Source organism: Foliimonas ilicis, assembly GCF_039939195.1.
Classification (GTDB): Bacteria; Pseudomonadota; Alphaproteobacteria; order Rhizobiales; family Rhizobiaceae; genus Foliimonas; species Foliimonas ilicis.
This window is the reverse complement of record NZ_JBDUUH010000001.1, coordinates 135,379-161,778: the sequence shown is the minus strand read 5'-3', so window position 1 is coordinate 161,778 and position 26,400 is coordinate 135,379. Positions and strand designations below refer to the sequence as shown.

The following is a 26,400-nucleotide window of genomic DNA, read 5'->3' as shown; positions in this document are numbered from 1 at the left end:
ACCCATGTCCGGAGATAATGAAGCCCTTGTAGTTGCCATCGAGGCCCGTATTCGGGACTTTGAGCGGAACATGCTGAAGGCTAGCCAGACGGCTGGCACACGCTTCACGGCAATTGAGCAGCGTGCGAAACAGGCAAGCGACCGGATGGAGCGCTCGCTTCGAACCAGCACAGCCAATATTAACCGGCTGCTTGGCTCGCTTGGTGTTGGCATCGGGTTGAATGAGCTTCGCAACCTTGCCGAAACTTGGACCGATCTGACTTCACGCGTGAACATCGCGGCTGGCGGGCAGGAACAAGGCGCGGCGGTCATGGAGCGCATTTCGCAAATCGCCCGCCGCACCTATTCCGATATCGGCCAAACCACGAATGCTTATGTCGCCAACAGTCAGGCACTTAAAGAGCTTGGTTATTCGACTGCTACGCAACTCGACTACACAGAAGCGTTGAACAATGCACTCGTCGTGTCCGGTGCGAAAGGTCAGCAGGCCGAAAGCGTCATGAACGCGCTTTCTAAAGCCATGGCGCTTGGCGAGCTTCGCGGCGACAACCTGAACACTGTTATCAGCACCGGCGGACGTGTCGCCCAAGCGCTGGCCGATGGCCTTGGCGTCGCTGTGAACGATCTTCGCGCACTTGGTTCCGAAGGCAAGTTGACCGGCGAGAAGGTGGTAAAGGCGCTGACTGGTGAGCTTGGAAAGCTACGCGAAGAAGCCGAATCTATGCCAGCTACGATCACCGACGCCATGGTTCTTCTGACGAACAGCATGACTCAATATGTCGGCGAGTTGAACGAAGCGAACGGCATTACGGCGATCTTCAGCGACGGGATCATTCTTGCCGCCGATAATGTTGGCTCTATTGCAGCCGCTGCCGCAGCGGCTGGCCTTGTGCTGATGGGGCGCTACGTTCCCGGCCTTGTGCGAGCCAGCGCTGCGCAAGTAGCAATGATCGCGACAAATCCATTTCTGTTGCTCGTTACCGCCATCGGTGCAGCCACATTCGCGCTCGCTGCATTTGGCGACCAAGTCACGCCAGTTGAAGGCGAACTTGCAAACCTTCATGATTATGCCGGTGCGGCATGGACCGGCATCAAGGAAGGCGCTCTTGTGGCTGGCGCGGCAATCAATGACACGCTCGTTGCCGCAATCAACTTCATCGCGTCAGCAGTCAGCGGCGCGGAAGTGTCGTTCGCTGACCTTGGCGACTTTGTGAAGGTTGTCGTCAATCAACTCGTTGGCGAGCTTTCGCTGGTCTATGACACTATCGTTATTGCTCTCACCAAGCTTCCGCAGGCCATCGCTGAAGCCGTTCTCAATGCGATGAACGCGTTGATTGCCGGTGTCGAAAACGGTTTGAACGCCGTTATCAACGCGGTGAACGGCACCATTGAAAGCATCAACGGTGTTGGCGCTGCGGTGGGCGTTTCGCTTGGCACGATTGGCAATGTGACGCTCGGACGGATCGAAAATAGCTATAAGGGCGCTGGCGAGGCTGCCGGTGATGCATTCGGTCAGGCTTTGCGTGATGCTGCTAAAGATCACGTTGGAAATGCGCTTGGGACATGGCGAGACGCCGCCAACAAACGCGCGCAAGAACGCATCGCCAACACAGATACACCCGCTGAAATCGATAGCGAAGATAAACCGGTTTCACCGAACCGTGCGTCGTCAGGATCAGGTAGGGGTAGCGGTTCTGGCCGTGGTGGTCGCGGCGGCGGCGGTTGTGGTGGCGGAAACGAGTTTGACCGCCAAGTTGCGCAAATTCATGAGCGTATTGCGGCTATGCAAGCGGAAACAGAAGCACGTCGCGGGCTAAATGGCACCGTTGAGGAACAGGAAGCTGCCCTTGAACGTGCTAGGCTGAAGCATGAACTTTTGACCGCTGCGCAAAATGCTGGCCTTCAGATTACACCACAGCTTGAGGCACGTATCGACGCGCTGACGAACGCCTACAGTGCCGCGTCCTTGGAAGCGCAAGCCTTGGCGACCTCGCAGCAAGAAGCAGCCAAGCGCGCCGATGAATTTAAGTCCATGTCGGTCGATTTGGTGAAGGGCTTCGTGTCCGATCTTCGCAGCGGAAAAGACCCGCTTGAGGCGATGCTGAATAGCCTGAACAAGATCGCAGACAAGCTTATCGATATGGCAATTAATCAGCTTTTTGAGAACGCCTTTAGCGGTGGCGGCGCAACGAGTGGTGGGGGGGTTTTCGGTGGCATTTTCGGCTTGCTTGGCAAGCTCTTCGGCTTTGCGGAAGGCGGCTATACCGGTAACGGCGGAAAGTATCAGCCAGCCGGGATTGTGCACCGTGGCGAATACGTCTTTGACAAAAACGCAACTTCCCGCATCGGCGTGGCAAACCTTGAGGCGATCCGTTCGGGCCAACTTCCCGGCTATGCTAACGGCGGGTATGTTGGCGAAGATGCAAGCCGGAATGTCACGCGTTTGCTGAATGGTGCAAATGACAATTCCAACGCACCTAGCTTTACGATCAACGCACCCGTCACCGTGAATGGATCGGCTGGCACGCCTGACCAGAACCAAGACCTCGCAAAGAAGGTGGCCAAGCAGATGGAAGCGACTATGCGCGGCGTGGTTGCTGATGAGATGCGTAAACAGACGCGCCCCGGCAATTTCGCTAATTCGCGAAGTCGCTAGCTGAAAAACGCAAACCCATTTGTGGGAGCGCTATATCGTAACTCAAAGAAAATGGGACCGGTCGCAGTTTTCCCGACGACGACCGATCCCGATGGAGTCTACATGTTACAGTATAGCAAACCCGCTATCGGGTTTCATCAAAAACCGACAGAATTTATTCCTATTCGTCCCCGCCGTCCGCGCGGGAATGTTGACAGAATTGTAAATCGAAAGCGCTCTAAATCAGCCTATCGGGATGCGCAGTTTCGCCCGCTTTTCCGCGCCTTTGAGGCATTGCTTGAGCTAGAGCATTCCGGTGGGACTTCAGTTACTGTCTCTACTCCCAACCACCCCTACTACCCACACACAGCCCTCACCCTCGCACCTCTCCACAAGCGAACAGCTAACGTCCTTACGCTTCCAACGGAAACTCTCACACTAAACGAAGAGATCGCCCACGCGCGTTTCTGGCGTTCCTATGAACAACCTCTTCCAAGACTCACAGCGCACCGTCTACCGGCATCGTGGCGCGATCTAAGCGACGTTGCGGCCCTTGAGTGGTTTCACCACGCGTTGCGCTCTAGTGGGCCTCTCTACGCCTTTACGTTGAATCTTGATGAAGCCACGGAAGCAAAGGTTCGTGCACACCCTTCATCCGCTGATTGGCTTGGTAAGAGGATCGCCCGGTATCTGAATAATCTCAATGGCCGAAAGGTCGATTTTTGGTTCGTCTTCGAACTTTCGGAGAAGCGTCGCCTTCATATTCATGGCGAGCTTCAGATTGCTCCGGATGAAGAGCACGCCGCGCGGAAGGCTTGTCGTCTTGCTGGCGGTGAATGGCAGGAGGTTCGCCAGCACCAAGCCAAGACACGCCACGCGCCAACTGTGGTTTGGGCGAACTATTGTGCGAAGCACTCCATCTACATGCGGCCCCTTACCGGGCGGCTGAAGGGCATGATTACACGCCCGGTCAATGGCGATTGGATTTATGCCACAAAAACGGTGCGTTCGCAGGCTGACCGAATTTACAGCGATAGGCGAAAGCAAGTCATTGATATGATGAAAACAAAACCCCCAGTGATAAATTAAAAGTAAGTAAGCACTTCGTTATTATTTGAGATTTGAATTTATTATTGGAATCGATTCTCTATTTTACACTGGACGTTGCTTAATAATTGAATCATGAAGGTTATGTAAATCAACCTCCGGTTTGGGGCCGAAAACTGAAATGCTACCTGAAATTTATCTCGACAATGCCCGCCATCACTTCCTTGTCTCTTGCCTGACAGAAGCGCTTAGAAAGCCTGAGAAGCGAAAGGGCGATCATCGCAACGCCGTCCTTGCGCAAATCAAGCTTGCTGGCATCGATTCCGACGATCCTGTTTTCATTGATGGTGTGCTGACTTCTGCGCGCTACGCCGCGCTGATCGACGTGCTTATCGCGCACAAACCCTGTCCCGGTTCCGGTGAGATCGAAGACTATCAGGTGGTCAACGCGCTTGGTGAGTTCGGCAATGTCTGGCCGGATTGTGTGCTCGAAGAACGCGAATTGGCGAGTGCCGCATAAGACTCCTGAGCGCATGGGGCGGGCCGACGGCGTCCTGCCGCGAGCTCGCTTCTTGTCCTATGATCGATACACAATCGTCCAGTGAAACCAGCTTATCTTCAAATGCCTAGCCCGCCCTCACATCGGCGGGCTATTTACATTTTGCTTCAAGCGAGGACTGTCTATTCCTGCATGTAGAGTCGGGTTCGATTTCCATTTATTAAACAGGGGGAAGGGTATCGTGCAGGCAGAGGAAAAAGAAAAGCTCGAGCTAGCTCATCAGATAGTAATTGAACTAAGCCCAAGATCAGAGAATGAAGCACTTGTCGCATTAAACAAATTATCAGATGTAGTAAGTGCGTTTTCGCAGGCTTTTTTCTTAAATACGTTCATTGCCGGAGCGTCTCAATTAATATTGAGTAGTGGAAATATTTATCTATTAATACTATTTATTATTCCTGTAATTATATCTTTTGTTTTCATTATTAGGATATATGCAAAATTATTTGATTATCACCACGCAGTTTTTTCAAGAATTTTCCTGAATATGTTTGTTAATATGACAATTCGTAGAGGCAGAAATAGATTATTGTTTTTTGTTTCCGCTCTCGCTTCGATATTTGGGTCGTTGTTTATTATGGCAACTTTAATTTCTTTCATGATTCTATCTCACAGAGTTGCGCAGATCGCATTCGTGGGAGGAGCTAATTGAAATTTGAAACGAAAGCGTTCGTGCGACATTAGTAGTGCCAAGGGGGATGTGTTGAGCAAGAAAAACACCAGCTTCAACGACTGGCCTCAGATCACTGAAAGACATTGGTATGTATTCGCTCTAGTAAGCGCGGTCTTTACCGGAGTGGCGATTGTTGGTGCTTTTTTTTGGATTTTCCTAGATGGCTTTGATGGCGACCGCGATCTTAAGAAGGCGCAAGCTTTAGCCCCTTTTGGTGTAGCTCTTTTTGCGCTTGTGACGTTCTGCACCGCAAGCTGGCGAGGAGCTATAAGCACGCGCCAAGCCAATCAAGCGGAAAGTGAGGGGCGTGCTAAACTGCTTCAGGAGGGAGCAAAGCTGCTCGGTGAAACCAATAAAGCCGCGCATGTGTCTGCTGGTATCGCTAGCCTTGGTGTGCTCGTCTCCGGTGACGACAAAAGCTTTGCATTTCCGTCCATGAATCTTTTAGCGGATTTCGTAGAGGATCATATGTCCCGTCATCACGGGAATCGTCATAGGTCAGAATTATCGGGCGTGATGAAAATCGGTGTCGATAATGGAATCAATACCCGTAGAGAAATCTATTTTGATGCGGGCAATGATGAAAATCAGTATCACGACGAATATGAAACAGACTGGCATTATATTCCTGGATTTGAGAAAGTTCATTACATTCACGGTCGGTTCTCAAGAGATGTTAACTATGAGCTTTCCGATCTTCGTAACGTCACTTTCCGATACTCCACCATACAATGGTGGAAGAATGTAATCGTTGATCTAAGATTCTACCGGTGCAATTTTGATTTTTGTAACGTGTCTGAGGTCAGTAATAAACTGGGTCTGTCGGAACACGAGGAACACAAATTGCATTCAGAAATTGTGATTTTTCAAACTGCGTGTTTCACGATGAGTCGTTATTGAAGATAGATTTTAATTACGGAAAAAATTATTATATTGCAGGATGCCCGCCAATATTAACAGACAGCTCCAAAAATGTTGATTGGGAGAATATTATGGAGTGTAAACAAGAGCGGCCATACGAGCTTTGGCCGTTCTAAAAGATCAATTGTAAAGTGCCCTTCTAAAATTCCCGGTGGTCGCCACTGGCGTTCTTCTGAGCGACGCGCCTTCGATCTTTGAAGAAATCTTCCAGTTCACACTGGACTTGATCACGTGACTTATAAAGCTTTGGATTAACTTCGGGGGACGTTGCGGACGGTAGAACCTCTACCGGCGCTTTCCGCACGATACGATCACATCGTCTCCGAGTTCCCGCCCAAGAGCCCGAAGTTATCGCTAGTATAGCAGATAGCGGGAACACCCAATTTCCTCGATCAAGTCGACCTATGCCGCCATGCGCTGAGCATGCCCCTTGAATTCCGATAGCAGAAGATCGCCATCCATCTTTGCAGACTCGCTCACCAACGAACGGACTAAGCATAACGCGTATTGCGATAAACGCCAGCAGGCCAATTAAAACAAAGGAAAAAATGCGGTTCTGAAACAGCATTGGATAACCCTGAGAAGTGGCGCCATACTCAATATAATTTGCTACTATTTATTTTGTATTGCAGAGGGCGCACGATGGAATTCAAAATTCGTTTAACGCCCATCACGCGGTTTTCGATGGTCCTTGATATAGAAAATCGGGTTGATAGTGGCCGTGTGTTTGATGAGGATATGCGGGCTAATTTTATTGAGCGACGCGCCGTTGCCGAAGCACGACGAGACAAGGTTTTCGGGACTCTTATTCTTTTGGAGGCCGGCTTGGCATTTGTTGTCACCGGCAGCAACATTGTTATCCCGTATTTCAATATTGAGACAAGTAAAATTCCTTCTGTTGTTGAGATTTTTACAGTATTGGCATCTCTAAGTTTATTTTTTGCAATATCATCTTTCAACAACTATATGATTTATGACCAGATAGTAGGCTGGTTTGCGAGAAATAAAGCAAAGGATACGCTCGTTGATCCAGATTTTTTGATTGCGTCATCAACGCAGTACGATTTTTTTGAGAAGATGCTCAGAAAGCAGTTTCATATTTCCGGCGCGGACTTTTTCGTATCTGGTAGTAATTTTAAAATTGTATCAAACGTAACGATGTTGTTATGCTTAGTTCTATTTTTGCTTTTTCCACTAATGCACTTTGTGTTGGTCGCATATTCGTTATCTATAACATTTTCGGTGCACGGATTAAGCTTTGGATATGCTTGTTATTACTCAATCATCGCCCTAACAAATGCTCTGGCGTTTGTGCTGGCTGTCTTGCCTTGGATTGAGTTCGAATTCACAACAAATACTGATATTCGGCCGACACTAGAAAGCCGCGCATCGAAGTTCCGTGGCCAGTGACACTTATTAACAGGCAAGATCGCCCGAACGGCAGTCCGTTACACCGTTACAAAACGTCCCATAAGTATATGATTTTATTGGGCCGGGGTCGATTTCAATCCTCTCTTGCAGCACCATTCTTCCCCCAGATTCCATCCGTCCAAAACACCGAGCGCATTTCGGCGGTCGCCATAGCGATTCGCGCACCCAAAATATCTGTCCACAAGCGCGTGGAGTTCGGCATCCCATCATGATATCGACATCATCCATCTGAATGATGCGGTTTACGCAACGTCAGTTTAGTGTTGCGCATGTTTGGCCTGAGGGGCACATGCCGAAATTGAACAAGATACAATTGGCGTTTTTGGCGGGACTTGGTGATCGGCAATATTATTTGCCCGTTTATCATGCGCCGAGTGCCAAGCTTGAGCGCAATGGATATATTCGTCGTTCACAACCGGATTCTGCTGGAGATTGTGCCGTTACGATCACCGCGAAGGGCAGGAAAGCAATTTCGCCCGTTTAAAAGAAGCCTCACGCGAGGCCTTTATTATTGTCCAATAATAAGCTATTGTGGAATTTCGTAGATTTGGCCCATTTGGCTTTCGCGGTGTCATAGACCTTCGACCCGCCATACACAGCGAATTCTCGAAAATAAATGCATAGCGCCAGTCCGGCGCGGCATATTGTTCTTTTCGAACATTGGAATGGCCCTCGCTGACCACGGATGTACTGGCAGGTTGGTCATTCCTGTTCGAATTGGAACATGCAGGAAGCGCATTATCGCTGTCCTGCGGAGGATCGTGGCTTTGAATAATCGCACAACGCATACGGTCGTTCAGTTCAAATCGGCATTTTCGTTGCCGGGTTTTGATAGGCCCCAGCCTGCAGGCGACTACGCCGTCGATAGTGACGAAGAGCTGATTGACGCGGCTTCGCGTCTCGTTTGGCATCGCGTTTCCACATTCATCCATTTGCCGGCGATTTCCGCGCCGGCTTCCAAGCAGCAGATGGTGCCGGTCGAGCCGGCGGATCTCGATGCAGCACTCGAACATGACCGGGCGACCCAATGAAAAAAACGAGTCCGGCAAGACGCGACACACCCATTCACCGTTTCGCAATGGGCGACATGGTGCGTTTGAAGGGTGGTTTCGGGGCCAGGCCAAATTCCGCAGAGATCTTCCGCATAACGGGGACTTTGCCTGCAAAAGGCGATTCCCTGCAATATCGTATCCGAAACGATGATGAGCGTTACGAACGTGTGACGACGGAAGACAGTCTCGAGCCGGTCACCGCTGCCGCCGAAGGAGACGATTCAAATCTCATCGAGAAAACATTCGGCACCGGGCAGGTAACGGAAACACAGTAGTTTCCGGAATACCGTCCACACACGCTGAAATCGGGCAGCAAACGGACTGCCGTCCTGAACCATCCTCACGCGCATTTGAAGCCAATGAATCCGCAAACCGGCCACGGTGGAAGATTCTGTTAGGGTTTGCGATTTACGACTGGCGCAAAACGAGGTTCAAAGATGCGCGCCATGTTTATCGTAGCGCTCCTGATTCTTGGAGGTTGCGCCACAGCCCCGTCGCAAATCGGCAATGCATGCGCGGTGTTCGACCAGCGCAATGGCTGGTTCGACAATTGGTATAAGGATGCGAAGCGCGCGGAGGCCGAATTCGGCGTGCCGGTGCCGATCCTTATGGCGACGATTTATACGGAATCGAGCTTCCGCCCGCGCGCTCGCCCCCCACGCACCACTTTGCTCGGCTTCATTCCGTGGAAGCGTCAATCGACGGCTTACGGATATTCGCAGGCGCTCGACGGCACATGGTCGCGCTATCAGCGTGAGACCGGACGATATGGCGCCCGCCGCACCGACTTCGGCGCTGCGATACATTTCATCGGCTGGTATCACGGGGTCAGCAATCGCCAGAACGGCATCGCCCGCAACGACGCCTATAACCTCTACCTTGCCTATTACTCGGGACATGCGGGCTATTCGCGCGGCACATGGCGCAACAATGCCGGTGTCCAGCGCGCCGCCCGCCGTGCAGCCAACATGGCCAGCACCTATGCGGGGCAACTGGCCGCCTGCGGTCGCTGAGAGACCATTTGCAAATTCTACCCTGCCGGCCATCTGACGCAGTTTTCTGTGCTTCCGGTGCTCACGTACCAATGTACGCTCCGCTCCAGTTCTCGAAAACCACGCCATATGACTCGGCAGGGCGAATTATCAAACAGTCTCTGGGTGCTATTGCTTATCGAAGAGCCTCTTCTTCGATCGCGTTATAAAAGTGTTACATCGCTTCCCTATTGGGGAGCGGGTTCGTCATTGCAGAACCGATAGAAACACTTCCATTATGAGGCAACATTCCATGAAGAAGCACGCTCGGACGCTTGTCACCGGCATTTCCGTTCTGGCGCTGACCGCGCCGGTCTTCGCGCAGGAAAACGTAAAGCAGGCGCAGGATTCCTATTTCGTCGCCGCGCAGGAACAGCTTGCCGCCCAGATTTCGCGCCAGCCGAATGTGCGCCGCGCCAAGAACGTGATCATGTTCGTGGTCGATGGTCTGTCGATCCCGACGATCACCGCTGCCCGCATTTTCGAGGGCCAGTCGCGCGGCGTGAATGGCGAAGCCAATTCGCTGTCCTTCGAAAAGCTGCTTCCTTATGTGGCGCTTTCCAAGACCTATACGCATGACGCGCAGGTTGCCGATTCCGCACCGACCGCGACCGCGCTTCTTTCCGGCGTGAAGGCCAGCAACGGCACAATCGGCGTCAACCAGAACGTCGTGCCGGACGATTTCAAGTCGCAGGCCGGCAATGAAGTCACGTCGATCTTCGAACTGGCCGAAACTGCAGGCCTTGCGACCGGCCTCGTCTCGACCGCCCGCATCACCCATGCGACGCCTGCCGCCGCTTATGCAAAAGTCGCTGGCCGCGATTGGGAAAACGACACCAAGCTGCCTGAGGGCGCTTTGGAAGCTGGCGTCAAGGACATTGCAGCCCAGCTTATCGATTGGCCTGCGGGCGACGGCTTCGAAGTCGTGTTCGGCGGTGGCCGTTCCAATTTCATGACGGCGGAACAGGCCGATCCTGAAGACGAGACCAAGAAGGGCGCGCGCGCCGATGGTCGCGATCTGGTTGGCGAGTGGCAGGAAAAGAACAAGGAAGGCGCCTACGTCTGGAACAAGGAGCAGTTCGACGCGATCGATCCCTCCAAGACCTCGCGTGTTTTCGGTCTTTTCGAAGCAAGCCACATGAAATACGAGGCCGACCGCGCCAAGGATGCTGCGGGCGAGCCGTCCATCGCTGAAATGACCACGAAGGCAATCGAAATCCTCTCGAAAAACGAGACGGGCTTCCTGCTTCAGGTCGAAGGCGGTCGCGTCGACCACGCGCATCATGCGGGCAACGCCTATCGCGCGCTGACCGATACGGTTGCCGTGGCCGAAGCCGTTCAGGCTGCCTATGACATGGTCGATCCGGAAGAGACGCTGATCATATTGACGGCTGACCACAGCCACGTCTTCACGATCGCCGGTTACCCGGAGCGCAACAATCCGATCCTCGGCATTGCCGGTATCGCGGACGATAAAAAGCCGTACACGACGCTTGGCTACCAGAACGGCCCCGGCGCCAAGCTCGACGAGCCGCGCGCTGACCTGACCGATGTCGACACGACCGACCCGGATTTCCTTCAGCAGGCGCTTATCCCGCTTGGCGAAAGCGAAACCCATGCCGGTGACGACGTTGCGATCTTCGCGCAAGGTCCATGGGCGCACCTCTTCCACGGCGTCGTCGAGCAGAACATCGTCTATCATGTGATTTCGCATGCGACGGACATGGCAACGCGCGCCGCACTTGCCGAAAAGAAGTAAATTCCAATACGCTTGGCCGCCGGTTCATCCGGCGGCCAGGCTTTCTCTGTTATTCTGGAGGTTGTCATGAACCGCCGCGAAATTCTTTCGACGATGGCCTTGTCCGCGACAGGACTGTTGCTTCCCGCCGGCATGAACCGCGCATTGGCGAGCCAGCCGACGCTCAAATTCCGCGATCTTTATGCGCGCGGACGCGAATTGACCGACGACGCGAAGGCGCTTGAAGGCGTGAAGATCGAGATGACCGGCTATATGGCGCCGCCGCTGAAGCCGGAGATCGATTTTTTCGTACTGACGCGGCTGCCCATGTCGGTGTGCCCATTCTGCGAAACCGAAGCGCAATGGCCTGACGACATCGTGCTTTCCTTTGCGAGCGCGCCGGTTGAAGTCGTTCGCTATACGGATTTGATCCGCGTTTCAGGCACGTTTGAAACCGGCTTCAAAACCGATGAGGAAACGGGGTTCGTCAGCTTCGTCCGCCTGATGGACGTAAGCTATCGAAAGCTCTGAGATCGTGTCCGCCGCGCAGGTTACCGGTCTTCGTCTGGACGTTTCCGCGGGACGAAACGAGACGCAGAACATTATCGAGATCGAACGGCTTGCGCTTCAGTCTGGTAAGCTGACTGTGCTTTCCGGCCCATCCGGTTCGGGAAAATCCACGTTGCTTTATCTGCTTTCAGGTCTGCTTGTTCCCAGCGCAGGTGCTGTCGTTTGGGACGGTCTGGATCTGGCAGGCGAAAGCGAAAGCGCGCGTGACAAATGGCGGCGGCTGAACGCAGGGTTCATCTTCCAGAATTTCCAATTGGTCGATGAACTCGGTCCCGTCGAAAACGTGCTTATGCCCGCATGGTTCGACCATGTTTCGGCCAAACCTTGGCGAGATCGAGCAAAACTCCTGCTCGAAAAGCTAGGCGTGCCATTGAACCGGAAAACCGTGTCGCTGCTTTCGCGCGGCGAGCAGCAGCGCGTGGCGGTTGCGCGGGCGCTTCTGTTCGACCCGAAAGTCGTGTTCGCGGATGAGCCGACCGCAAGCCTTGATGGCTGCACCGGCAGACAGGTCGCAGATATTCTGAAAGACCTTGCGCGCAACGATGGAAAGACGATCATCGTCGCCTCTCACGATCCCGTCCTGCTCGGTATGGCCGATGAAATAATACGCATCGACCGGGGCTGTATCATAGGCGCTGACCAAATTCAGGCGGATGCGGCATGAACCCGTTTCCGCTCGTTCTTGCGACGCTGCGGCGCAACCGCTTCAGTTCAATCCTGTTCGTCTCCGTCATTGCACTGGCCGTGGCGCTGGGCATTGCCATCAGCGCGCAGGAGCGTGCCTTGCGGCAGGGAAGCGCGCGGGCGGCTGATCGTTTCGACCTGATCGTGGCGGCTCCCGGCAGCCAAGCGGATTTGCTGTTTTCCGTGGTTTATCTCGACTCGCGCGCGGTGGAACTGCTTTCGCCCGAAATGACCGCAAACATCCTGCAAGGCGGCCGCGCCGATTTCGCAGCGCCTATCGGCTTTGGCGACAATTATAATGGCGACCCGGTGGTCGGCACCACATCAGCTTTTGTCGATCATTTGAGCCGGGGCCTTCAATCGGGTCGGCTTTTCGCGCGGATCGACGAGGCAATTGTCGGCGCATTGTCGCCCAATGCTGTCGGTGACCGGCTGGCGATCCGGCACGGCCATGGCAACGGTGCCGGTCAGGACGCCGACAATGTTATGGATGCGCGTGAAAATGGCGGGCAAGCGATAGTCGAGGAAGAAGGCCACAACCACATAGACGTTACGGTGGTCGGTCGCATGAAGCCGACCGGAACGCCGTGGGATCGCGCAATCGTGGTTCCGGTCGAGTATAATTGGTTCGCGCATGGCATGGGCACCGGCCATGCGCCGGGCGACGAGCGCATCGGCCCGCCCTATGATGCCGAATATCTGCCGGGTGTTCCGGCAATCGTCGTGAAACCGGAGAATGTTGCTGCGGCTTACGGCCTGCGCAACCGCTACCGAACGATTGAATCGACAGCCTTCTTTCCGGCGGAAGTGCTGGTCGAACTCTATTCGGTGATGGGCAATGTCGCGCGCATCATGGGTGCTTTGACGCTTGCCGCGCAAATTCTGGTCGTCACGGCCATACTTGCGGGCATTCTGGCGCTGCTGGATTTGCAGCGGCAGCGTTTCGCAATGCTGCGTGCGCTGGGCGCCCCGGCCCGCTTCATCTTCGCAGTCGTCTGGCTTTATGTTGGCGGATTGATCGCAAGCGGGGCGATCATCGGCCTGCCATTGGGCTGGGCCGCGGCAAGCGTAATCTCGTCAATCATCGCCAGCCAGACCGGCGTTTCGATGGCCGCTCATGTCGGATCGTCGGAACTCGCTCTGGTCGGCGCTTTGCTGGCGCTCGGCATGCTGCTGGCGCTCGTACCGGCTGCCTTGACCTACCGAAAACCGGTGGTCGAGGCGCTTCGTTGAATTTTCAGGACAGGAAACGATTATGAATTCGAAGCTTTTGATTGCTGCGGCGTTGATGTTGTTTTCGCCGGACGCTGTGTTTGCCCATGACGATCATGATCATCATGTTACCGAGGCTGGCTCTATTCGCATCGTCCATCCCTGGGCACGTGCTGCGCAATCCGGCAAGAACACGCTTGTCTTCATGAATATCGAAAATAGCGGTGCGCAAGATGTTCTGGTCGAGGCGAAAACGGATGCAGCCGGTGAGGCGCGCATCGTCGGCGTGACGTTGAAAGACGGTCAAGCTGCGGTTCAGGAAATCGGCGAAATCGAAATTCCGGCGGGCTCATTTACGCTCGATCCTGCCGGGCTTGCCGTAGAACTCGCAGGGCTGACCAAGGCCCTCCAAAAAGGCGACGAATTCGAACTTGAACTGGTCTTCAAAAATGCTGGTGAAATCCATCTTCATGTCGAGGTGGAGGATGCGAATGCCAGGCAGCATGGCCACGCTGGGCATTCGCATTAAACCTCTGCCAAATTTCATTTTCTTGAAGGGAAATTCCTGACCCCTGAAACAATCGACGCTCCGGTTACGTAACTGAACCCTGAGACGCCATTGTTGCGGTTTGCCGCGTGCCGGTATGATCCGTGACGGATGCGCTCTCGTAGAATGGGAAGTTTATCGGAGCGATCATATTTTATGACCATCACATTTCATGCGAAGCCCCCGCGTACACGTCTGAAAATTGCGGTAGTCGGCAGTGGTATTTCGGGGCTTTCGGCTGCATGGCTTCTCAGTCGCTCCCATCAGGTCAGCGTTTTCGAATCCGACGATCGCATCGGCGGTCACAGCAACACCGTCGAGGTTGATGGCACGCCGGTCGATACCGGCTTTATCGTCTACAATGAGCTGACCTATCCCAATCTGACCGCGCTGTTCAAACATCTCGACGTGCCGACCAAGCCCTCCGACATGTCGTTCGCGGTTTCGCTGGACGATGGCGCATTCGAATATTCCGGCTCGATTTCCGGCCTCGTCGCGCAGCGCCGTAATCTCGTTCGCCCGAGCTATTGGTCGATGATGCGCGACCTCACGCGTTTTTACCGTACGGCGCCCCTTGATGCGCCGGGACTGGGCTTGACGACGCTTGAAGAATATCTCGATGCCAAGAATTACGGCGCTTCGTTCCGACGCGATCATCTCTATCCGATGGCCGCCGCCATCTGGTCGACGCCTGCCAACGATATTTCGCAGTTCCCGGCGCGCGCCTTCATTCGTTTCTTCGACAATCATGGGCTGCTGAACTTCGGCAACAGGCCGACATGGCGCACCGTCGATGGCGGCAGCCGCGAATATGTAAAGCGCCTGACCGAGACGTTTACGGATAATGTTTTCAGGAAACGCGCGGTAAAGGCAATCCATCGTCCGGGCCGAAACGTCATCGTGGAAGACAGCACTGGGCGGCTCGAAGAGTTCGATCACGTCGTTATCGCGACCCATGCCGATCATGCGCTTGCAATGCTGGATCAGCCAACGGCCGAAGAAAAGAACCTGCTGGGCGCGTTTCATTACATCGAGAACGAAGCCGTTCTGCACTCTGACCCAAGCGTGATGCCGAAGCGCAAATCCGTCTGGTCGAGCTGGAATTATTCAGCGCGGCGCAAAGGTCCGAGCTGCAAGGATCTGTCGGTGACCTACTGGATGAACAGGCTTCAGGGCATTCCCGACAACAAGCCGATGTTCATGACGCTGAACACGATCCGCAAGCCCGACCCGAAACTGGTGCATCACAGCCAGTCCTACAGCCATCCCATGTACAATGCGAAGGCGATTGCCGCGCAGGACGAGCTTTGGTCATTGCAGGGTGTCCGCAATACGTGGTTCTGTGGCTCCTATTTCGGCGCTGGCTTCCATGAAGACGGTTTGCAGTCGGGCCTTGCGGTCGCCGAGGAACTCGGCGGCGACCGGCGTCCGTGGAATGTCGCAGAAGAATCTGGTCGTATCTCGTTGCGAAGGATCGCGCAGAATACGGACTTCGAAAGCGGTTGGCATGAGCAAGATCGCATCCTCGCTGTATAATGAATCGGTAATGCATCGGCGCTTGAAGCCGAAAAAGCATCGCCTGAAATACAGCATGTTCCAGCTTTTGCTTGATCTCGATGAGATCGAGGCATTGGGCTCGAAACTGCGCCTGTTTTCGCGCAACCGGTTCAATATTTTCAGCTTCTTTGATCGCGATCACGGCGACCGTTCCGGTGCGCCCGCCCGCTTGCATGTCGAAAAACTGATGCGGCAGGAAGGCATCGAGCCGGATGGCGGGCCGATCCGTCTTCTGACCATGCCGCGCCTGTTCGGCTACGTGTTCAATCCGCTGAGCGTCTATTTCTGCTACCGGAAAACCGGAGAACTTCACGCGATTCTCTACGAAGTCAGAAATACCTTCGGCGAGAAGCACGATTACATGTTCGCGATCGATGGTGAGGCGGAGCGCCACCATCATGCCTGCGACAAGGATTTCTACGTCTCACCCTTCATGGAAAAGAAGCTCGGCTACAGCTTTCATGTCCGCCCGCCGGGCGAAGAGGTCATGGTGGCAATCGTCGCAAGCGATCGCGAAGGGCCGGTTCTGAATGCCGTCCTGACCGGGCGTCGCGCGCCATTGACCGACTGGAGTTTGCTCAAAGCGCTTGTCGTCTACCCGCTGTTGACCGCAAAGGTCGTCGCGGCGATCCATTGGGAGGCGCTGCTGCTCTGGCTGAAAGGCGTTCCGCTTCAGCCGCGGCCGGGTGCGGAATCGGCGAGTTCGACGCAGCCTTAGGCCGGTGCTTTCACCAGGCCTTCGCGATGTGCCGAAGGCTTTTTCTTGAGCAGGCGGGTCAACGGCTTTTCGAGCATTTCATAGGCAACAAGCCCGCCAATCGTGCCGCCGATGGTTGACAGGACGATGATGCTCCAGCCGGGCAGGGCAATTGCCGAGCCGATTTTGGCGACCACTGAAATTACCATCGTATGCCAGATGTAGATGGAGTAGGAGGCATCGCCGAGATAGGCGAGTGGTTCTGCTTTTGGAACGGCTCCCGCTTTTTCTAGAGCCAATACACCAAGAACCAGTGCTGTCGCCAACAGGCAGAAAATATATGGATTCCAGCCCATATAGGTGAGCCCGATAAAGGCGAACCCGGCGAAAGATGCAGCAACGAGCAGCAGCCCGGTTCTGGCGGAAGGCATCATGCCCGCGATCCAGAGTTTACCCAAAGCAGCACCCGCCAGAAACTCCAGCATGATCGGGCGCGTGAATGCGGCGAGGACGCTTTGCTCCGGGTCGAATATCGCGCCGCATATCACAAGCCCGATGAATACGAGCGCGAGTGCGCCGAAACGCAGTCTCGAAGGCAGAAAAAGCACCGCCGCAAAGACTGCGTAGAAGAACATTTCGTAATTCAGCGTCCACCCCTGAACAAGCACCGGCCACAATTCGCCGCTGCTGGGCGAGCGATGCGGGATGAAGAAAAGTGAACCAAAAATATGGCCGAGCGTGAGCTTCAGATTGGGAAACAGACCGGCCATTGCGCCGCCGACCATGACCAGCGTCGCGATCCAGTAGATCGGCGCGATGCGTTTCAGGCGATCCAACAGGAAGCGGCCGGGAGATATCGGCCGATTTTCCGCGATGACCCACATGATGAAACCGCTGATGACGAAGAAGATGTCGACGCCCGCAGCACCTATTGCGAAATGGCCGCCGGTGCGCTCAGCCGCGTGGAAAATCACGACGGCAATCGCAGCAAGCGCGCGCAGATATTGGATGCCGTAGAGTTTCGTCATTGCGGCACTGCCTGCGAAAGTGCTGCCTGCCTGGGCGCCGCCGCGTCAGCGGTGCGGGCGGCGACAAGCAGGCCCGCCGCATAGTAAAGCAGGAATGAGCCGATCGAATATGGGTTGACCATATCGAGCTCGAAGAACGAGCGGATCAACAGCATCACCGCCAATCCGAACATGATGAGCGATGTGAGGTCCGCACGGCTGGTCAGAAGCCGCTTCAGGTGACCGAACAATACGGTCAGAAGCACCATGCTGAACAGCGCGACGCCGATGGCGCCAAGCTCGACATACATGGCGATATAGGTGTTGTGGAAGTGAAAGCCGCTGCGTGTCGCAATGTAGAATTCTTCCCACAGGCGTTCGGCTTCCGAAAATCCCTGAACCCAATAGGCCTGATAACCGACGCCGAAATATGGGTTTTGCGCGGCTGCCGCCATGCCTTCCGACCAGAGATAGGTGCGGCCGGTCAGCGTCGTGTCCTTGCCGAATAGGCCGAGAAGCGCGTCGAGCAGGCCAGCATTCAGCGCGACGAAGACGAAGGCGATGGCAAGCAATATGCCGACGATCATCGAAAGCCGTCGCGTGCGCGGGCGAAGGAACAGGGTGCTGCCGATGCACATCATGGCTGCAAGGGTTGCACCCGTTGCAATGATCGAAGTTGCCGATGCCGAGGCGAGAAGCGAATAGGCGGAGAGCAGGCCTGAAGCGAGCGCCAGCATCAGCCATACGCCGCGCTCGCGCAGTGCCATTATGGCGACGAAGGCGAAATAGATGCCAAGCGATGCATAGAAGCCGAGCTGGTTTTTCGAGGCGAATGCGCCGACGAAACTGTATTCCCCGTCGATCGGATCATAGTGATAGCCGCCGAACAGCAAGGAATAGACGAGCACGAGACTGACGCCGACCAGGCTGCCGATGGTCAGCGTGCGGGCGTCGATCGTGCGTGCGGCGATCAGCGCGCAGACGACATGGGAGAAATATTGGATGCTGGCGCGGGCACTTATGCCGAAGGCTTGTGACCAGAACACAGACATGCAGGCGAATATGGCGAATGCCAAAATCCAGTAATACCGCATGTAATTGCCGAGCGAGCGCCGATAGTCGATGACGATGAGCGGCAGCCAAAGCCCGTAATAGGCAAGGATCGAAACCTGTCCGAAACGCGCGGAATAGGCGAAGACGAACATCGAAATCGCGACCGCAAATGTGCCGAACCAGAAATTATGGTCGGGAGAAACAAAGCGCGATTTCGCGATTCTCATGGCGATTCCTGTCGCAGCGGCGCGGTGCGCCGCTGCATTGCATCGGGCTAGAGCATCAGACCAAAAAGTGGTTACCGGTTTTTGGATTATTCCGATGCTCACTCAAAGTGTTAGATCGTCCTTTGTGCGTTCAATAGGACGCACGGCGATCTATTGAACCGGAACCGGCACGATGCCGATCTTCACGACATCGCCCGGCAGAACCGGTGTATTCTCATCCGCCTGGATTTCGGACGGCTTGCCATCCTTTGTCCGCACGATCGAATAGCTGACATTAGGCTGAGACGTGGCGGAGTTTGCCGCCGCTTCGGGTGCCTTGGCAACGACTTCGCCCATCAAGTCGCGATACATGGCGATTTTCAGGTTGAGCTGGGCGATTTCGGCTTCCGATTGCTGGCGTTCCTGAGCGATGCCGGTCGATCGCTCGCTGATCAGATTGCTCGCGTCCTGCGTCGCCTTGCTGATGTCCTGCTTGGCGCGAAGCGAGGCGGTTTCCATGTCGAGAACCTTGCCTTCCAGTTCCGAAATCGAACGCTCGATGGAAAGCACGCGCTGGTTCACAACCAGACCGCGATCGGCAAGATTGCCGATGCTTGCAAGCTCCTTGCGGGACAATTCGGCCTGTCGGTCCTGAGACGCGATCTTCTTTTCCAGTGAGGAAATCTCGCTCTGAAGCAGGTTCTTGAGATCGTCGATTGCTTTGAGCTGTTCTTCATGGCGCTTCTTGCGCGCAATCATGAAGGAGGTCTCATCCGCAATCAGCGTATCGCGGTCGGGGCTATTTTTCAGGGCCTCGATTTCGCCGATCTCCGTTTTGCCGGCTGCTTCGGCCATCAGGCGTGCATGTTTGGCCACCAGACCGTCACGCTGCTTCACCAGTACGTCGTAATTGCCGCGCGCATTGATGAAGTCGCGTTCGAAGCGCTGACCGAGATCCGAGGCGCGGCGTATGCCGCCTGCCACGCTGACGGCCTGCAGAACGGTCAGACCCGGATTATAGGGGTACTTGCCGGGCGTCTGGACATCGCCGGAAACGAAAAGCGGGCGGAATTCCGCAAGCTCGACGGAAGCTTCCGGCTTGTCGCTCAAGGCGAATTTCTGCTGAAGCCCTTCGCCGATCTCGGATGCGATGTCGGCGGTCGTTTTGCCGGTCGCTTCCAGTTCACCGATGAAAGGCAGAGAGATATTGCCAGACGGACCGACCGTATAGTCGCCGCTGATCGAAGACCAATCGCGCACGGAGCCTTCCGCTGTCTGCCATTCGACGACGCGGATGCGCAGCTTGTCCATCGTGCCGAGGTGATATTCGTCGGCGGCGGCAAGGCCGGGCATGGAGACGGACAGCAGCGTGAATGCAGCAAACATCGCAACGAGACGATTGCAAAAAGCGCCGCTTGTCGCGGCGCGCGATTTTGGATGAAATTTTATCAAGTCAATCCTTCCGGACGCCCCCGGATTTCTGTTTCGAGCCCGTTTGTCGCGCGGTTCAGTAGCTGCCGCGCGACGAAAGGACTGCAGGCACGGTCTTTGCGATGATCTTGAGATCTTCGGCGAACGACCAGTTTTCCACATATTGGCGATCGAAGGCGACGCGTGTTCCATAGGAGACGTCGTTGCGACCGCTGATCTGCCACAGCCCGGTAAGGCCGGGGCGGGATTTCAGGTAGAAGCCTGCGGAATTGCCATAGAGGTCGAGCTCGTCCTTCACGACAGGACGCGGTCCGACGATGCTCATATCTCCGCGCAGAATGTTGAATATCTGCGGGAGCTCATCAAGGCTGAGCTTTCGCAGAACCGCTCCGACGCGGGTTACGCGCGGATCGTCCTGCAGCTTGCGGGTCGCATTCCACTCTTCACGTGCCGATGGGTTCTTGGCGAAATACATTGCCAGCACCTCGTCGCCATTTTCGACCATGGTTCGGAATTTCAGGCAGGCAAATACTTCGCCATTACGACCGATGCGTCGATGGCCGTAAAAGACACGCCCCTTGTCGGAAAATTTCACCAACAGAGCGAGGAGGATAAAAAGCGGGCTCAGGATAACGAGGCCGGAGGCCGCGCCCAGAACGTCGAAAATCCGCTTGAAGGAGCCGCCGAGTGGGGGATGGGCGGTATTTTGAGAATTAGAGGTCAGATCGGTTCTTCTTACTTGCATGTTCATTATGCTGGCTCGTTCCATGATCGGGGGTTCACGGTTTCCAGATTGCTGCATTGCAACATTTGTTTTGATACAACGGGGAGTATGACATGTCCGTGATAAAATTCAGGCAGGATCGCCCGACTGGTTCATATTTTGTGACAAAGTGATACATATGACCCCGGATCGAAATATCCGATCACAATATATGTAAGAAATATTTGTCTATCATTTGTGCTGGTAATGAAAATTATTGCACTTTTTTGATGCATACTCAAAATATACTAAGAAAATTTCTTAAAACAAATAATTTGAACGATTGTTTATAAAACAAGTTTTTGTAGCTTATCGAAAATTTACCTTGCGGAATCCATGAGCGGAAGAATTGCTTTTGCATTGCACTATTTGCAAGGCATCAAATGCCGGGTGCCTTGACCGCGTTCAAAGGGATTAACCTGTGCCTATTGCGCGCTCTGCGCTGCTCCAATATAAATCACTAATACGCCTGTTCAGCAGGTCCCCTTGGCTTGTTGAGCAGAGATACTGGGTTGGGTTTGGAAATTTCGTGTCAACACCAGGCTGCGTACTTATGCGGGAGGATTCTGGTATGATGCGTGACATCCGGTTGCGTGCGATTCCGGCAGCGAACTAAATGCCGTTCCTGCTGTTTTTGCGCGGTTTTTTAGCCGTTCTGCTGGCTTTTGCCTTGGTCACCTTCATTGTGACCCAGTCGGTATGGACGACATTCATCCAGACTTTGATCTGCGCGGTGTTGCTTCAGGTCGGCTATTTCATCGCAGTTCTTTTCCTCGTCTGGCGTTCGGGCCACAAGGATACTGCGAGTTCTGAAGACGCCGCAGCCTCCAAAAACAGCGTCGATAGCGCACAAACCTCCACGAATGTCGGCAGACTTCCGAAAATACCGCGCTCCGGGCATACCTGAGCACCTGCCTTGTTTCTTCGCAGTTGCGAACAATAGACCTTGAATTTCAGGCCGATCGCGTCCAGCTTCCTGTCGGGCGGGCAGTGAACGATCGGATTTTTTCATTTTATGAAACTACACTCTTCCCCCGATAATGGCGTTTGCGTCATCATCGCCGCCAAGAATGCTTCAGGCACGATTGCCCGCGCCATCCGTTCGGCTCTTCGCGAGGCGGAGGTCCGGGAAGTTGTGGTGGTGGACGATGGGTCCAGCGACGATACGGCCAGCGTCGCTTCTGCTGCAGATGACGGAACCGGTCGTCTCAAAGTTCTGTCGCTGCCGCAAAACAGGGGGCCGTCCTTCGCCCGCAATCACGCGATCGAGCAATCGACATCGCCGCTTCTGGCAATCCTGGATGCAGATGATTTTCTGCTTCCCGGCCGCTTCGCGCGTCTTTTGGATGCTGACGATTGGGATTTCGTGGCCGACAACATCGTGTTCATCGATGAGCGCGATATTCGCGAAGCCGATCCAAAAATCGTCGAATTTGCGCCAGAGCCGCGGTTTCTGGATTTAAAGCAGTTCGTGGAAGGCAATATTTCCATTCGGGGCAAACAGCGTGGCGAAATCGGCTTTCTCAAGCCCGTCATGCGCCGTGCATTTCTGGACGAACACGGTTTGCGCTATCGCGAGGAGCTGCGGCTCGGCGAGGATTACGAACTTTATGCGCGCGCGCTGGCACTGGGCGCCCGCTACAAAATCGTTCATGGCTGCGGCTATGGCGCCGTGGTGCGCGGCGATTCTTTGAGTGGCCGTCACCGCACTGTCGATCTGCAGCGCCTTTACGAAGCGGACAGGGCTATTCTCGAATTGCCGAATATCCCTGCCAGCGCGGCCGACGCTCTCCATGCGCATGAGAGCTCGATTCGGGATCGCTACGAGTTGCGTGCGTTTCTGGACGTCAAAGCGCAATCGGGGCTAAACGCTGCCGCGAAATACGCGCTGGCGAACGCATCTGCTTTGCCCGCAATCGTAAAAGGCATTTTTGCCGATAAGTTTGACGCATGGAGAAAGCGCGGAAAGCCCGCAGATACAGCAGCCGAACCGCGCGCTTTACGCTATCTCCTGCCGGGAACTCCCTTGAACTAGAGATAATCCCGGCGGATTTCCGCCAGAACGTCCCTGAATTTCTGCTTTTGAGCTTCCAGAACCGAATCCGCGCTGAGTTGCGGCTTGGATTTTCGGGCACTGCGCAGCGCGAGCGTCGAAGGCGCGGCAAGCACCTGCTTGGCAAGAACGCGCAACGGCGACTGGTGTGGATCCTGCTGCGTCATGACCAGGCTTTTGTCGAAGCCGCTTTTGTTCGGGTCTTCGCTCACAGCCTGTTTGCCCTGAAACTGAACGCCCCAGAACCGCGCGCCCTTGGTTATCGCTTCTGCACGGGACGATACGGGCACATGCTGCGGTTTGTAGGCGACGTGCACAGTCGACGCCCAATCGCTCCATTTGAAGCTGTTGATCGAGCGCGATGTGCTGACGGCGACCCACGGCACGCGGAAAGCATCTGCCAGAATGGCCGCATGCATGGATTCAGCAATGACCAGACGCGATTGCGCGATCGCATTGATGACGGATTTCGCTTCGCCGCACGGATCGACATAGGTGAGACCTGCTGCCTTGCAGACGATCGGCCAGATACCGCCGACGGTCGATTCCCAATGCGGAATGAAGATCGCATCGTGGAGTTTCGGCAGGTTCTGGAACTCCGGCATGTCGGCCACCATGACTGCCGGGTCGATGATACCAAGCTCCTGCGGCAGCCCGACTTTTTCGGCTGTCAGCGGGCCGCGAACACAACGAATGTCCCATTCGCTACGGTCGCTCATATCGGGCAGGCTGCCGTAACCGAAGCCGCTGCCAATCACCAGTTTCTTGCCGGTTTCCGGCAGCAGCGCCTTGTTCAGCACAGTACCGACGCCGACGAGCAGCAATTCCGGGTGCACCTCGCGAAAACCGGGCAACAGGAAATCCCATAGCCACAGATTAAGATCGTCTCCGAAATTGCCGTGTTCGGATTCCCAATAGAACGGCTTCATTGCGCCTCGCGAAATAAGATGAAGAAGTCAGAACCGATCGAAATCAGGCCTGTTTCGAGAATTTGCCGATGGCGAGTTCCATCGCACTGCGGATCAGGCGCGGATCGCGCCATGCCCATTGCGCGAGCAGGCCGAATTGCGGGACCTTGCTTTTGCGCAGCAGGCCTACCTGGCTCCACAGCGCCTGACGGCGGGCCGTCTGCTTGTAACCGTGGATCGAGGCCATGTGCTCAGGCCGATGCTGGCCACGTCCCTCGAGATTGTCGAGCGCGACCCATGTGTTGAATTGCTGTTGCAGGAACAGCGGCGATTCATTGTCGATGCTGTGGAAGATGTTGACGCCTTCGCCGCGAACGGCACCAGCAGCATCGCAAAGCAGCGTGCGTTTCGCGCCCTTCACGCAATCGTAGAAGAACAGCACGTCTTCCGCGGCAAGGCGCAGCGACGCCTCGAAACGCACCTTGCGGAACAGAGCCTCGCCGATGACCATCGCGGACATGTGCATGAAGCTCCAATTCTCCAGCATCACACCTGCGAGATCGTCGACTTCGATGATGAGCGGGTCTTCCTGAAGCCGCGTGCTTGCTGCGCGTTCTTCGACGGTCGAGACGCCGAAATGGTAATAGAACTCGTCGCCGCCCTTTATCGAAGCCCAGTAGCAGTCCGCGTCGAAACGCCTCATGCCGGTGACTGCATTTGCCAGATGATCGGGCGTCCAGTCGTCGTCGGAATCGAGAAATGCGACGAATTCCGCACCTTCCGGCACTGCATTCAGGCCCGTGTTGCGCGCGCCGCCCGGCCCCTGATTCTCCTGTTTGACGACATGAATAAGCGCTCTTTCGTTATCGGAAAGTGCGGCCAGTTCGCCCTCGATCGGCAGCGGCGAAGCGTCGTCGACGATGATGATCTCGAAATCGCGAAACGTTTGCGCGAAAACGGATTTCAGCGCCCGAACGAGAATTCCCGACTGTTTTTGATAGTAGGGAATGACAACAAAACAGCTCGTCATACGGATACCTTCGGCAGTGCAATATAAGCCCGTACGAAATTAATCGTGAACAGGCACGGTAGCCCTCAACCCCGTACAAATGATAACAAGAACCGGTTCTGAAACACAACGGGTGCCGCTGAATGCCGCCGCGCATTACCATAAAATCGGTCACGAAAAACGTCGGATGGAGCGTTTTATCCCGCACTGCAACATTCGGGTTAAAATTTGTGACCGTGCCGATCCTGGCCCGAATCCTGTCGCCCGAAGAGTTCGGCGCGGTGGCCGTTGCCATGACCGTCGTGCAGTTTCTGGCGATGATCGGCAGTGCGGGTCTGGCCGCTTCGCTGGTGCTCCAAACGGACGAGGATTCGGAAACGGTCCACTCGGTTTTCTGGGTGAACATGATTCTCGCGCTGCTGATGGCTGCGGGGCTTTACGCGGGTGCCGATATGTTCGCCTCGCTGCTCGGCGCACCCGATGCCGCCTATCTGCTCGAGATCATGAGCCTGCTCATTCCACTCCAGCTTTCCGGTGATATCGCCTACGCACTTTTGGCGCGACGCATGTCCTTCGACAAGGACGCTTTGTGGAGCGTCGTTTCCGAATCGCTCGGCGCCATCGTTGCACTCGTTCTGGCGCTGATAGGCTTCGGCATCTGGGCGCTCGTCGTCCAGCAATTCGTCGCCGCACTTGTCCGTCTGGTCGGGCTTTATTGGGCAGCCCGTTACATTCCGCGCTTTGTCGTTTCGTTCAGGAAGATCGGCGGGCTGATGAAATATTCGCTCGGCATAATGGGTTCGGAAATCGCGAATTTCGTCACTTTTCAGTCACCGCTGGTCATCGTCTCGCGCCATCTCGGGCTGGCGGATGCTGGTGCGTATTCGGCTGCAAACCGCTTTTCCAGCATTCCCAATCAGGTCGTTCTGACGGCCTTGATGGGCGTTCTGTTTCCGGTTTTCAGCCACATGATGGACGACCGCGAACGCCGCACGCAGGCTTTGATGCTGAGTACGCAGGTATCGACGCTGATTCTCGCGCCCATGATGTTCGGCCTTTGGGCGATTGCCGAACCGGCGATGCTGGTTCTGTTCGGTTCGCAATGGGCGCATGCCTGGCCGGTGCTTGGCCTGCTCGCACTGTCCAAGGGCATCATGACGCCGTGCAGCACCTTCATTCCGTTCCTGAAGGGGGCGGGCGAGGGAACTGTGCTCTGGTGGTCGGCTGCAATCCGCGCAGTCGCGGTCTATGCGGCGGTATCATACGGCGCGATTCTGGACGGGCTGACCGGCGCTATGGTGGCTCTGTGCATCGTCAATGGTTTGACGCTGATAGGTTACTCATGGGCGGTCTTCCGCACCAACCAATCGGCATTCTTCTCGAATTTCTTTGTCACCAGCCGTCCGATGATAACTTCGGTCATCATGGCTCTCGCTGTTCGCTATCTCATCGACAACATCAAGGACGATGTGCCGAACGCGATCTGGCAGGTGATTATCGGCGGTATTGCCGGCGGGATCATCTACGGCGTTCTTGCGTTGTTGACAGAACGGGCATTGATGAAAAAGCTTGTCGAACTCATTCGCCAGCGTCGCGCGGGTGCCGCCAGCGCCTGA

26 protein-coding genes are annotated in these 26,400 nt (G+C 55.1%); 20 read left to right on the top strand and 6 right to left on the bottom strand.

Annotated features, from left to right (window positions below; genetic code table 11):
• Positions 1-4: 4 nt before the first annotated feature.
• The 17 genes from ABFT80_RS00780 (at position 5) to ABFT80_RS00700 (ending at position 16,375) form a co-directional block, all read left to right on the top strand.
• On the top strand, positions 5-2,656 hold the full coding sequence (locus tag ABFT80_RS00780) for a tape measure protein (RefSeq protein WP_347969955.1): 2,652 nt from the start codon (positions 5-7) through the stop codon (positions 2,654-2,656).
• 102 nt (positions 2,657-2,758) lie between these two features.
• Entirely contained in the window at positions 2,759-3,724 is a 966-nt protein-coding gene (locus tag ABFT80_RS00775; protein ID WP_347969954.1) for a hypothetical protein, read from the top strand.
• Between the two features lie 139 nt (positions 3,725-3,863).
• Positions 3,864-4,202 carry a hypothetical protein gene (locus ABFT80_RS00770; RefSeq protein ID WP_347969953.1) on the top strand — a complete coding sequence of 113 codons (339 nt, stop codon included), beginning with the start codon at positions 3,864-3,866 and terminating at the stop codon, positions 4,200-4,202.
• Positions 4,203-4,422: 220 nt separating this feature from the next.
• Positions 4,423-4,893 carry a hypothetical protein gene (locus ABFT80_RS00765; protein WP_347969952.1) on the top strand — a complete coding sequence of 157 codons (471 nt, stop codon included), beginning with the start codon at positions 4,423-4,425 and terminating at the stop codon, positions 4,891-4,893.
• Positions 4,894-4,944: 51 nt separating this feature from the next.
• Complete coding sequence (locus tag ABFT80_RS00760; protein WP_347969951.1) at positions 4,945-5,814, top strand: hypothetical protein; 870 nt, start codon at positions 4,945-4,947, stop codon at positions 5,812-5,814.
• 663 nt (positions 5,815-6,477) lie between these two features.
• Positions 6,478-7,245 carry a hypothetical protein gene (locus ABFT80_RS00755; RefSeq protein ID WP_347969950.1) on the top strand — a complete coding sequence of 256 codons (768 nt, stop codon included), beginning with the start codon at positions 6,478-6,480 and terminating at the stop codon, positions 7,243-7,245.
• 310 nt (positions 7,246-7,555) lie between these two features.
• On the top strand, positions 7,556-7,750 hold the full coding sequence (locus ABFT80_RS00750) for a hypothetical protein (RefSeq protein ID WP_347969949.1): 195 nt from the start codon (positions 7,556-7,558) through the stop codon (positions 7,748-7,750).
• 277 nt (positions 7,751-8,027) lie between these two features.
• Positions 8,028-8,297 (top strand): hypothetical protein, encoded by a 270-nt coding sequence (locus ABFT80_RS00745; RefSeq protein ID WP_455189852.1) that lies wholly within the window; start codon positions 8,028-8,030, stop codon positions 8,295-8,297.
• Complete coding sequence (locus ABFT80_RS00740; protein ID WP_347969947.1) at positions 8,294-8,593, top strand: hypothetical protein; 300 nt, start codon at positions 8,294-8,296, stop codon at positions 8,591-8,593. The genes ABFT80_RS00745 and ABFT80_RS00740 overlap by 4 nt, the downstream gene beginning before the upstream one ends.
• A gap of 162 nt (positions 8,594-8,755) precedes the next feature.
• The gene (locus ABFT80_RS00735; protein ID WP_347969946.1) at positions 8,756-9,331 is read left to right on the top strand and encodes a transglycosylase SLT domain-containing protein; all 576 of its coding nucleotides are present in this window, start codon (positions 8,756-8,758) and stop codon (positions 9,329-9,331) included.
• A 271-nt stretch (positions 9,332-9,602) separates the two neighbouring features.
• Positions 9,603-11,108, top strand: a complete 1,506-nt coding sequence (locus ABFT80_RS00730) for an alkaline phosphatase (RefSeq protein WP_347969945.1) — start codon at positions 9,603-9,605, stop codon at positions 11,106-11,108.
• A 66-nt stretch (positions 11,109-11,174) separates the two neighbouring features.
• On the top strand, positions 11,175-11,618 hold the full coding sequence (locus ABFT80_RS00725; RefSeq protein ID WP_347969944.1) for a hypothetical protein: 444 nt from the start codon (positions 11,175-11,177) through the stop codon (positions 11,616-11,618).
• Between the two features lie 4 nt (positions 11,619-11,622).
• A complete protein-coding gene (locus ABFT80_RS00720; protein WP_347969943.1) occupies positions 11,623-12,321 on the top strand; it encodes an ABC transporter ATP-binding protein in 699 nt (232 codons plus the stop codon).
• Positions 12,318-13,574 (top strand): ABC transporter permease, encoded by a 1,257-nt coding sequence (locus tag ABFT80_RS00715; RefSeq protein ID WP_347969942.1) that lies wholly within the window; start codon positions 12,318-12,320, stop codon positions 13,572-13,574. Before ABFT80_RS00720 ends, ABFT80_RS00715 begins: the two co-directional genes overlap by 4 nt.
• 22 nt (positions 13,575-13,596) lie before the next feature.
• Positions 13,597-14,082, top strand: a complete 486-nt coding sequence (locus tag ABFT80_RS00710; RefSeq protein ID WP_347969941.1) for a copper chaperone PCu(A)C — start codon at positions 13,597-13,599, stop codon at positions 14,080-14,082.
• 174 nt (positions 14,083-14,256) lie between these two features.
• Entirely contained in the window at positions 14,257-15,636 is a 1,380-nt protein-coding gene (locus ABFT80_RS00705; RefSeq protein ID WP_347969940.1) for an NAD(P)/FAD-dependent oxidoreductase, read from the top strand.
• Entirely contained in the window at positions 15,608-16,375 is a 768-nt protein-coding gene (locus ABFT80_RS00700) for a DUF1365 domain-containing protein (RefSeq protein ID WP_347969939.1), read from the top strand. The genes ABFT80_RS00705 and ABFT80_RS00700 overlap by 29 nt, the downstream gene beginning before the upstream one ends.
• Here ABFT80_RS00700 and ABFT80_RS00695 read toward each other — a convergent pair.
• From ABFT80_RS00695 to ABFT80_RS00680, 4 genes are all read right to left on the bottom strand, one after another.
• Positions 16,372-17,382 (bottom strand): acyltransferase family protein, encoded by a 1,011-nt coding sequence (locus ABFT80_RS00695; RefSeq protein ID WP_347969938.1) that lies wholly within the window; start codon positions 17,380-17,382, stop codon positions 16,372-16,374. The genes ABFT80_RS00700 and ABFT80_RS00695 overlap by 4 nt on opposite strands.
• Entirely contained in the window at positions 17,379-18,641 is a 1,263-nt protein-coding gene (locus ABFT80_RS00690; RefSeq protein ID WP_347969937.1) for an O-antigen ligase family protein, read from the bottom strand. Before ABFT80_RS00690 ends, ABFT80_RS00695 begins: the two co-directional genes overlap by 4 nt.
• Before the next feature lie 150 nt (positions 18,642-18,791).
• The gene (locus ABFT80_RS00685; RefSeq protein ID WP_455189870.1) at positions 18,792-20,006 is read right to left on the bottom strand and encodes a polysaccharide biosynthesis/export family protein; all 1,215 of its coding nucleotides are present in this window, start codon (positions 20,004-20,006) and stop codon (positions 18,792-18,794) included.
• Positions 20,007-20,127: 121 nt separating this feature from the next.
• Positions 20,128-20,802, bottom strand: a complete 675-nt coding sequence (locus ABFT80_RS00680) for a sugar transferase (protein ID WP_347969936.1) — start codon at positions 20,800-20,802, stop codon at positions 20,128-20,130.
• 628 nt (positions 20,803-21,430) lie between these two features.
• Here ABFT80_RS00680 and ABFT80_RS00675 point away from each other — a divergent pair.
• The gene (locus ABFT80_RS00675; protein ID WP_455189851.1) at positions 21,431-21,721 is read left to right on the top strand and encodes an exopolysaccharide production repressor protein; all 291 of its coding nucleotides are present in this window, start codon (positions 21,431-21,433) and stop codon (positions 21,719-21,721) included.
• A 108-nt stretch (positions 21,722-21,829) separates the two neighbouring features.
• The gene (locus tag ABFT80_RS00670) at positions 21,830-22,849 is read left to right on the top strand and encodes a glycosyltransferase family 2 protein (protein WP_347969935.1); all 1,020 of its coding nucleotides are present in this window, start codon (positions 21,830-21,832) and stop codon (positions 22,847-22,849) included.
• On the opposite strand, the gene ABFT80_RS00665 is transcribed toward ABFT80_RS00670, so the two are convergent.
• On the bottom strand, positions 22,846-23,796 hold the full coding sequence (locus ABFT80_RS00665; RefSeq protein WP_347969934.1) for a polysaccharide pyruvyl transferase family protein: 951 nt from the start codon (positions 23,794-23,796) through the stop codon (positions 22,846-22,848). The genes ABFT80_RS00670 and ABFT80_RS00665 overlap by 4 nt on opposite strands.
• A 43-nt stretch (positions 23,797-23,839) precedes the next feature.
• Positions 23,840-24,805 (bottom strand): glycosyltransferase family 2 protein, encoded by a 966-nt coding sequence (locus tag ABFT80_RS00660; RefSeq protein ID WP_347969933.1) that lies wholly within the window; start codon positions 24,803-24,805, stop codon positions 23,840-23,842.
• 122 nt (positions 24,806-24,927) lie between these two features.
• Here ABFT80_RS00660 and ABFT80_RS00655 point away from each other — a divergent pair, with 122 nt between their 5' ends.
• On the top strand, positions 24,928-26,400 hold the full coding sequence (locus ABFT80_RS00655) for a lipopolysaccharide biosynthesis protein (RefSeq protein WP_347969932.1): 1,473 nt from the start codon (positions 24,928-24,930) through the stop codon (positions 26,398-26,400).

Bases quoted from the DNA above. Each gene is read 5' to 3' on its own strand.
- ABFT80_RS00655 (WP_347969932.1), top strand. From the start codon at position 24,928: ATGCCGCCGCGCATTACCATAAAATCGGTCACGAAAAACGTCGGATGG.
- ABFT80_RS00680 (WP_347969936.1), bottom strand. From the start codon at position 20,802: ATGAACATGCAAGTAAGAAGAACCGATCTGACCTCTAATTCTCAAAAT.
- ABFT80_RS00715 (WP_347969942.1), top strand. From the start codon at position 12,318: ATGAACCCGTTTCCGCTCGTTCTTGCGACGCTGCGGCGCAACCGCTTC.
- ABFT80_RS00660 (WP_347969933.1), bottom strand. From the start codon at position 24,805: ATGACGAGCTGTTTTGTTGTCATTCCCTACTATCAAAAACAGTCGGGA.
- ABFT80_RS00670 (WP_347969935.1), top strand. From the start codon at position 21,830: ATGAAACTACACTCTTCCCCCGATAATGGCGTTTGCGTCATCATCGCC.
- ABFT80_RS00695 (WP_347969938.1), bottom strand. From the start codon at position 17,382: ATGACGAAACTCTACGGCATCCAATATCTGCGCGCGCTTGCTGCGATT.
- ABFT80_RS00730 (WP_347969945.1), top strand. From the start codon at position 9,603: ATGAAGAAGCACGCTCGGACGCTTGTCACCGGCATTTCCGTTCTGGCG.
- ABFT80_RS00780 (WP_347969955.1), top strand. From the start codon at position 5: ATGTCCGGAGATAATGAAGCCCTTGTAGTTGCCATCGAGGCCCGTATT.
- ABFT80_RS00735 (WP_347969946.1), top strand. From the start codon at position 8,756: ATGCGCGCCATGTTTATCGTAGCGCTCCTGATTCTTGGAGGTTGCGCC.
- ABFT80_RS00740 (WP_347969947.1), top strand. From the start codon at position 8,294: ATGAAAAAAACGAGTCCGGCAAGACGCGACACACCCATTCACCGTTTC.
- ABFT80_RS00675 (WP_455189851.1), top strand. From the start codon at position 21,431: ATGCCGTTCCTGCTGTTTTTGCGCGGTTTTTTAGCCGTTCTGCTGGCT.
- ABFT80_RS00770 (WP_347969953.1), top strand. From the start codon at position 3,864: ATGCTACCTGAAATTTATCTCGACAATGCCCGCCATCACTTCCTTGTC.
- ABFT80_RS00700 (WP_347969939.1), top strand. From the start codon at position 15,608: ATGAGCAAGATCGCATCCTCGCTGTATAATGAATCGGTAATGCATCGG.
- ABFT80_RS00750 (WP_347969949.1), top strand. From the start codon at position 7,556: ATGCCGAAATTGAACAAGATACAATTGGCGTTTTTGGCGGGACTTGGT.
- ABFT80_RS00755 (WP_347969950.1), top strand. From the start codon at position 6,478: ATGGAATTCAAAATTCGTTTAACGCCCATCACGCGGTTTTCGATGGTC.
- ABFT80_RS00685 (WP_455189870.1), bottom strand. From the start codon at position 20,006: ATGTTTGCTGCATTCACGCTGCTGTCCGTCTCCATGCCCGGCCTTGCC.
- ABFT80_RS00665 (WP_347969934.1), bottom strand. From the start codon at position 23,796: ATGAAGCCGTTCTATTGGGAATCCGAACACGGCAATTTCGGAGACGAT.
- ABFT80_RS00775 (WP_347969954.1), top strand. From the start codon at position 2,759: ATGTTACAGTATAGCAAACCCGCTATCGGGTTTCATCAAAAACCGACA.
- ABFT80_RS00710 (WP_347969941.1), top strand. From the start codon at position 13,597: ATGAATTCGAAGCTTTTGATTGCTGCGGCGTTGATGTTGTTTTCGCCG.
- ABFT80_RS00690 (WP_347969937.1), bottom strand. From the start codon at position 18,641: ATGAGAATCGCGAAATCGCGCTTTGTTTCTCCCGACCATAATTTCTGG.
- ABFT80_RS00705 (WP_347969940.1), top strand. From the start codon at position 14,257: ATGACCATCACATTTCATGCGAAGCCCCCGCGTACACGTCTGAAAATT.
- ABFT80_RS00725 (WP_347969944.1), top strand. From the start codon at position 11,175: ATGAACCGCCGCGAAATTCTTTCGACGATGGCCTTGTCCGCGACAGGA.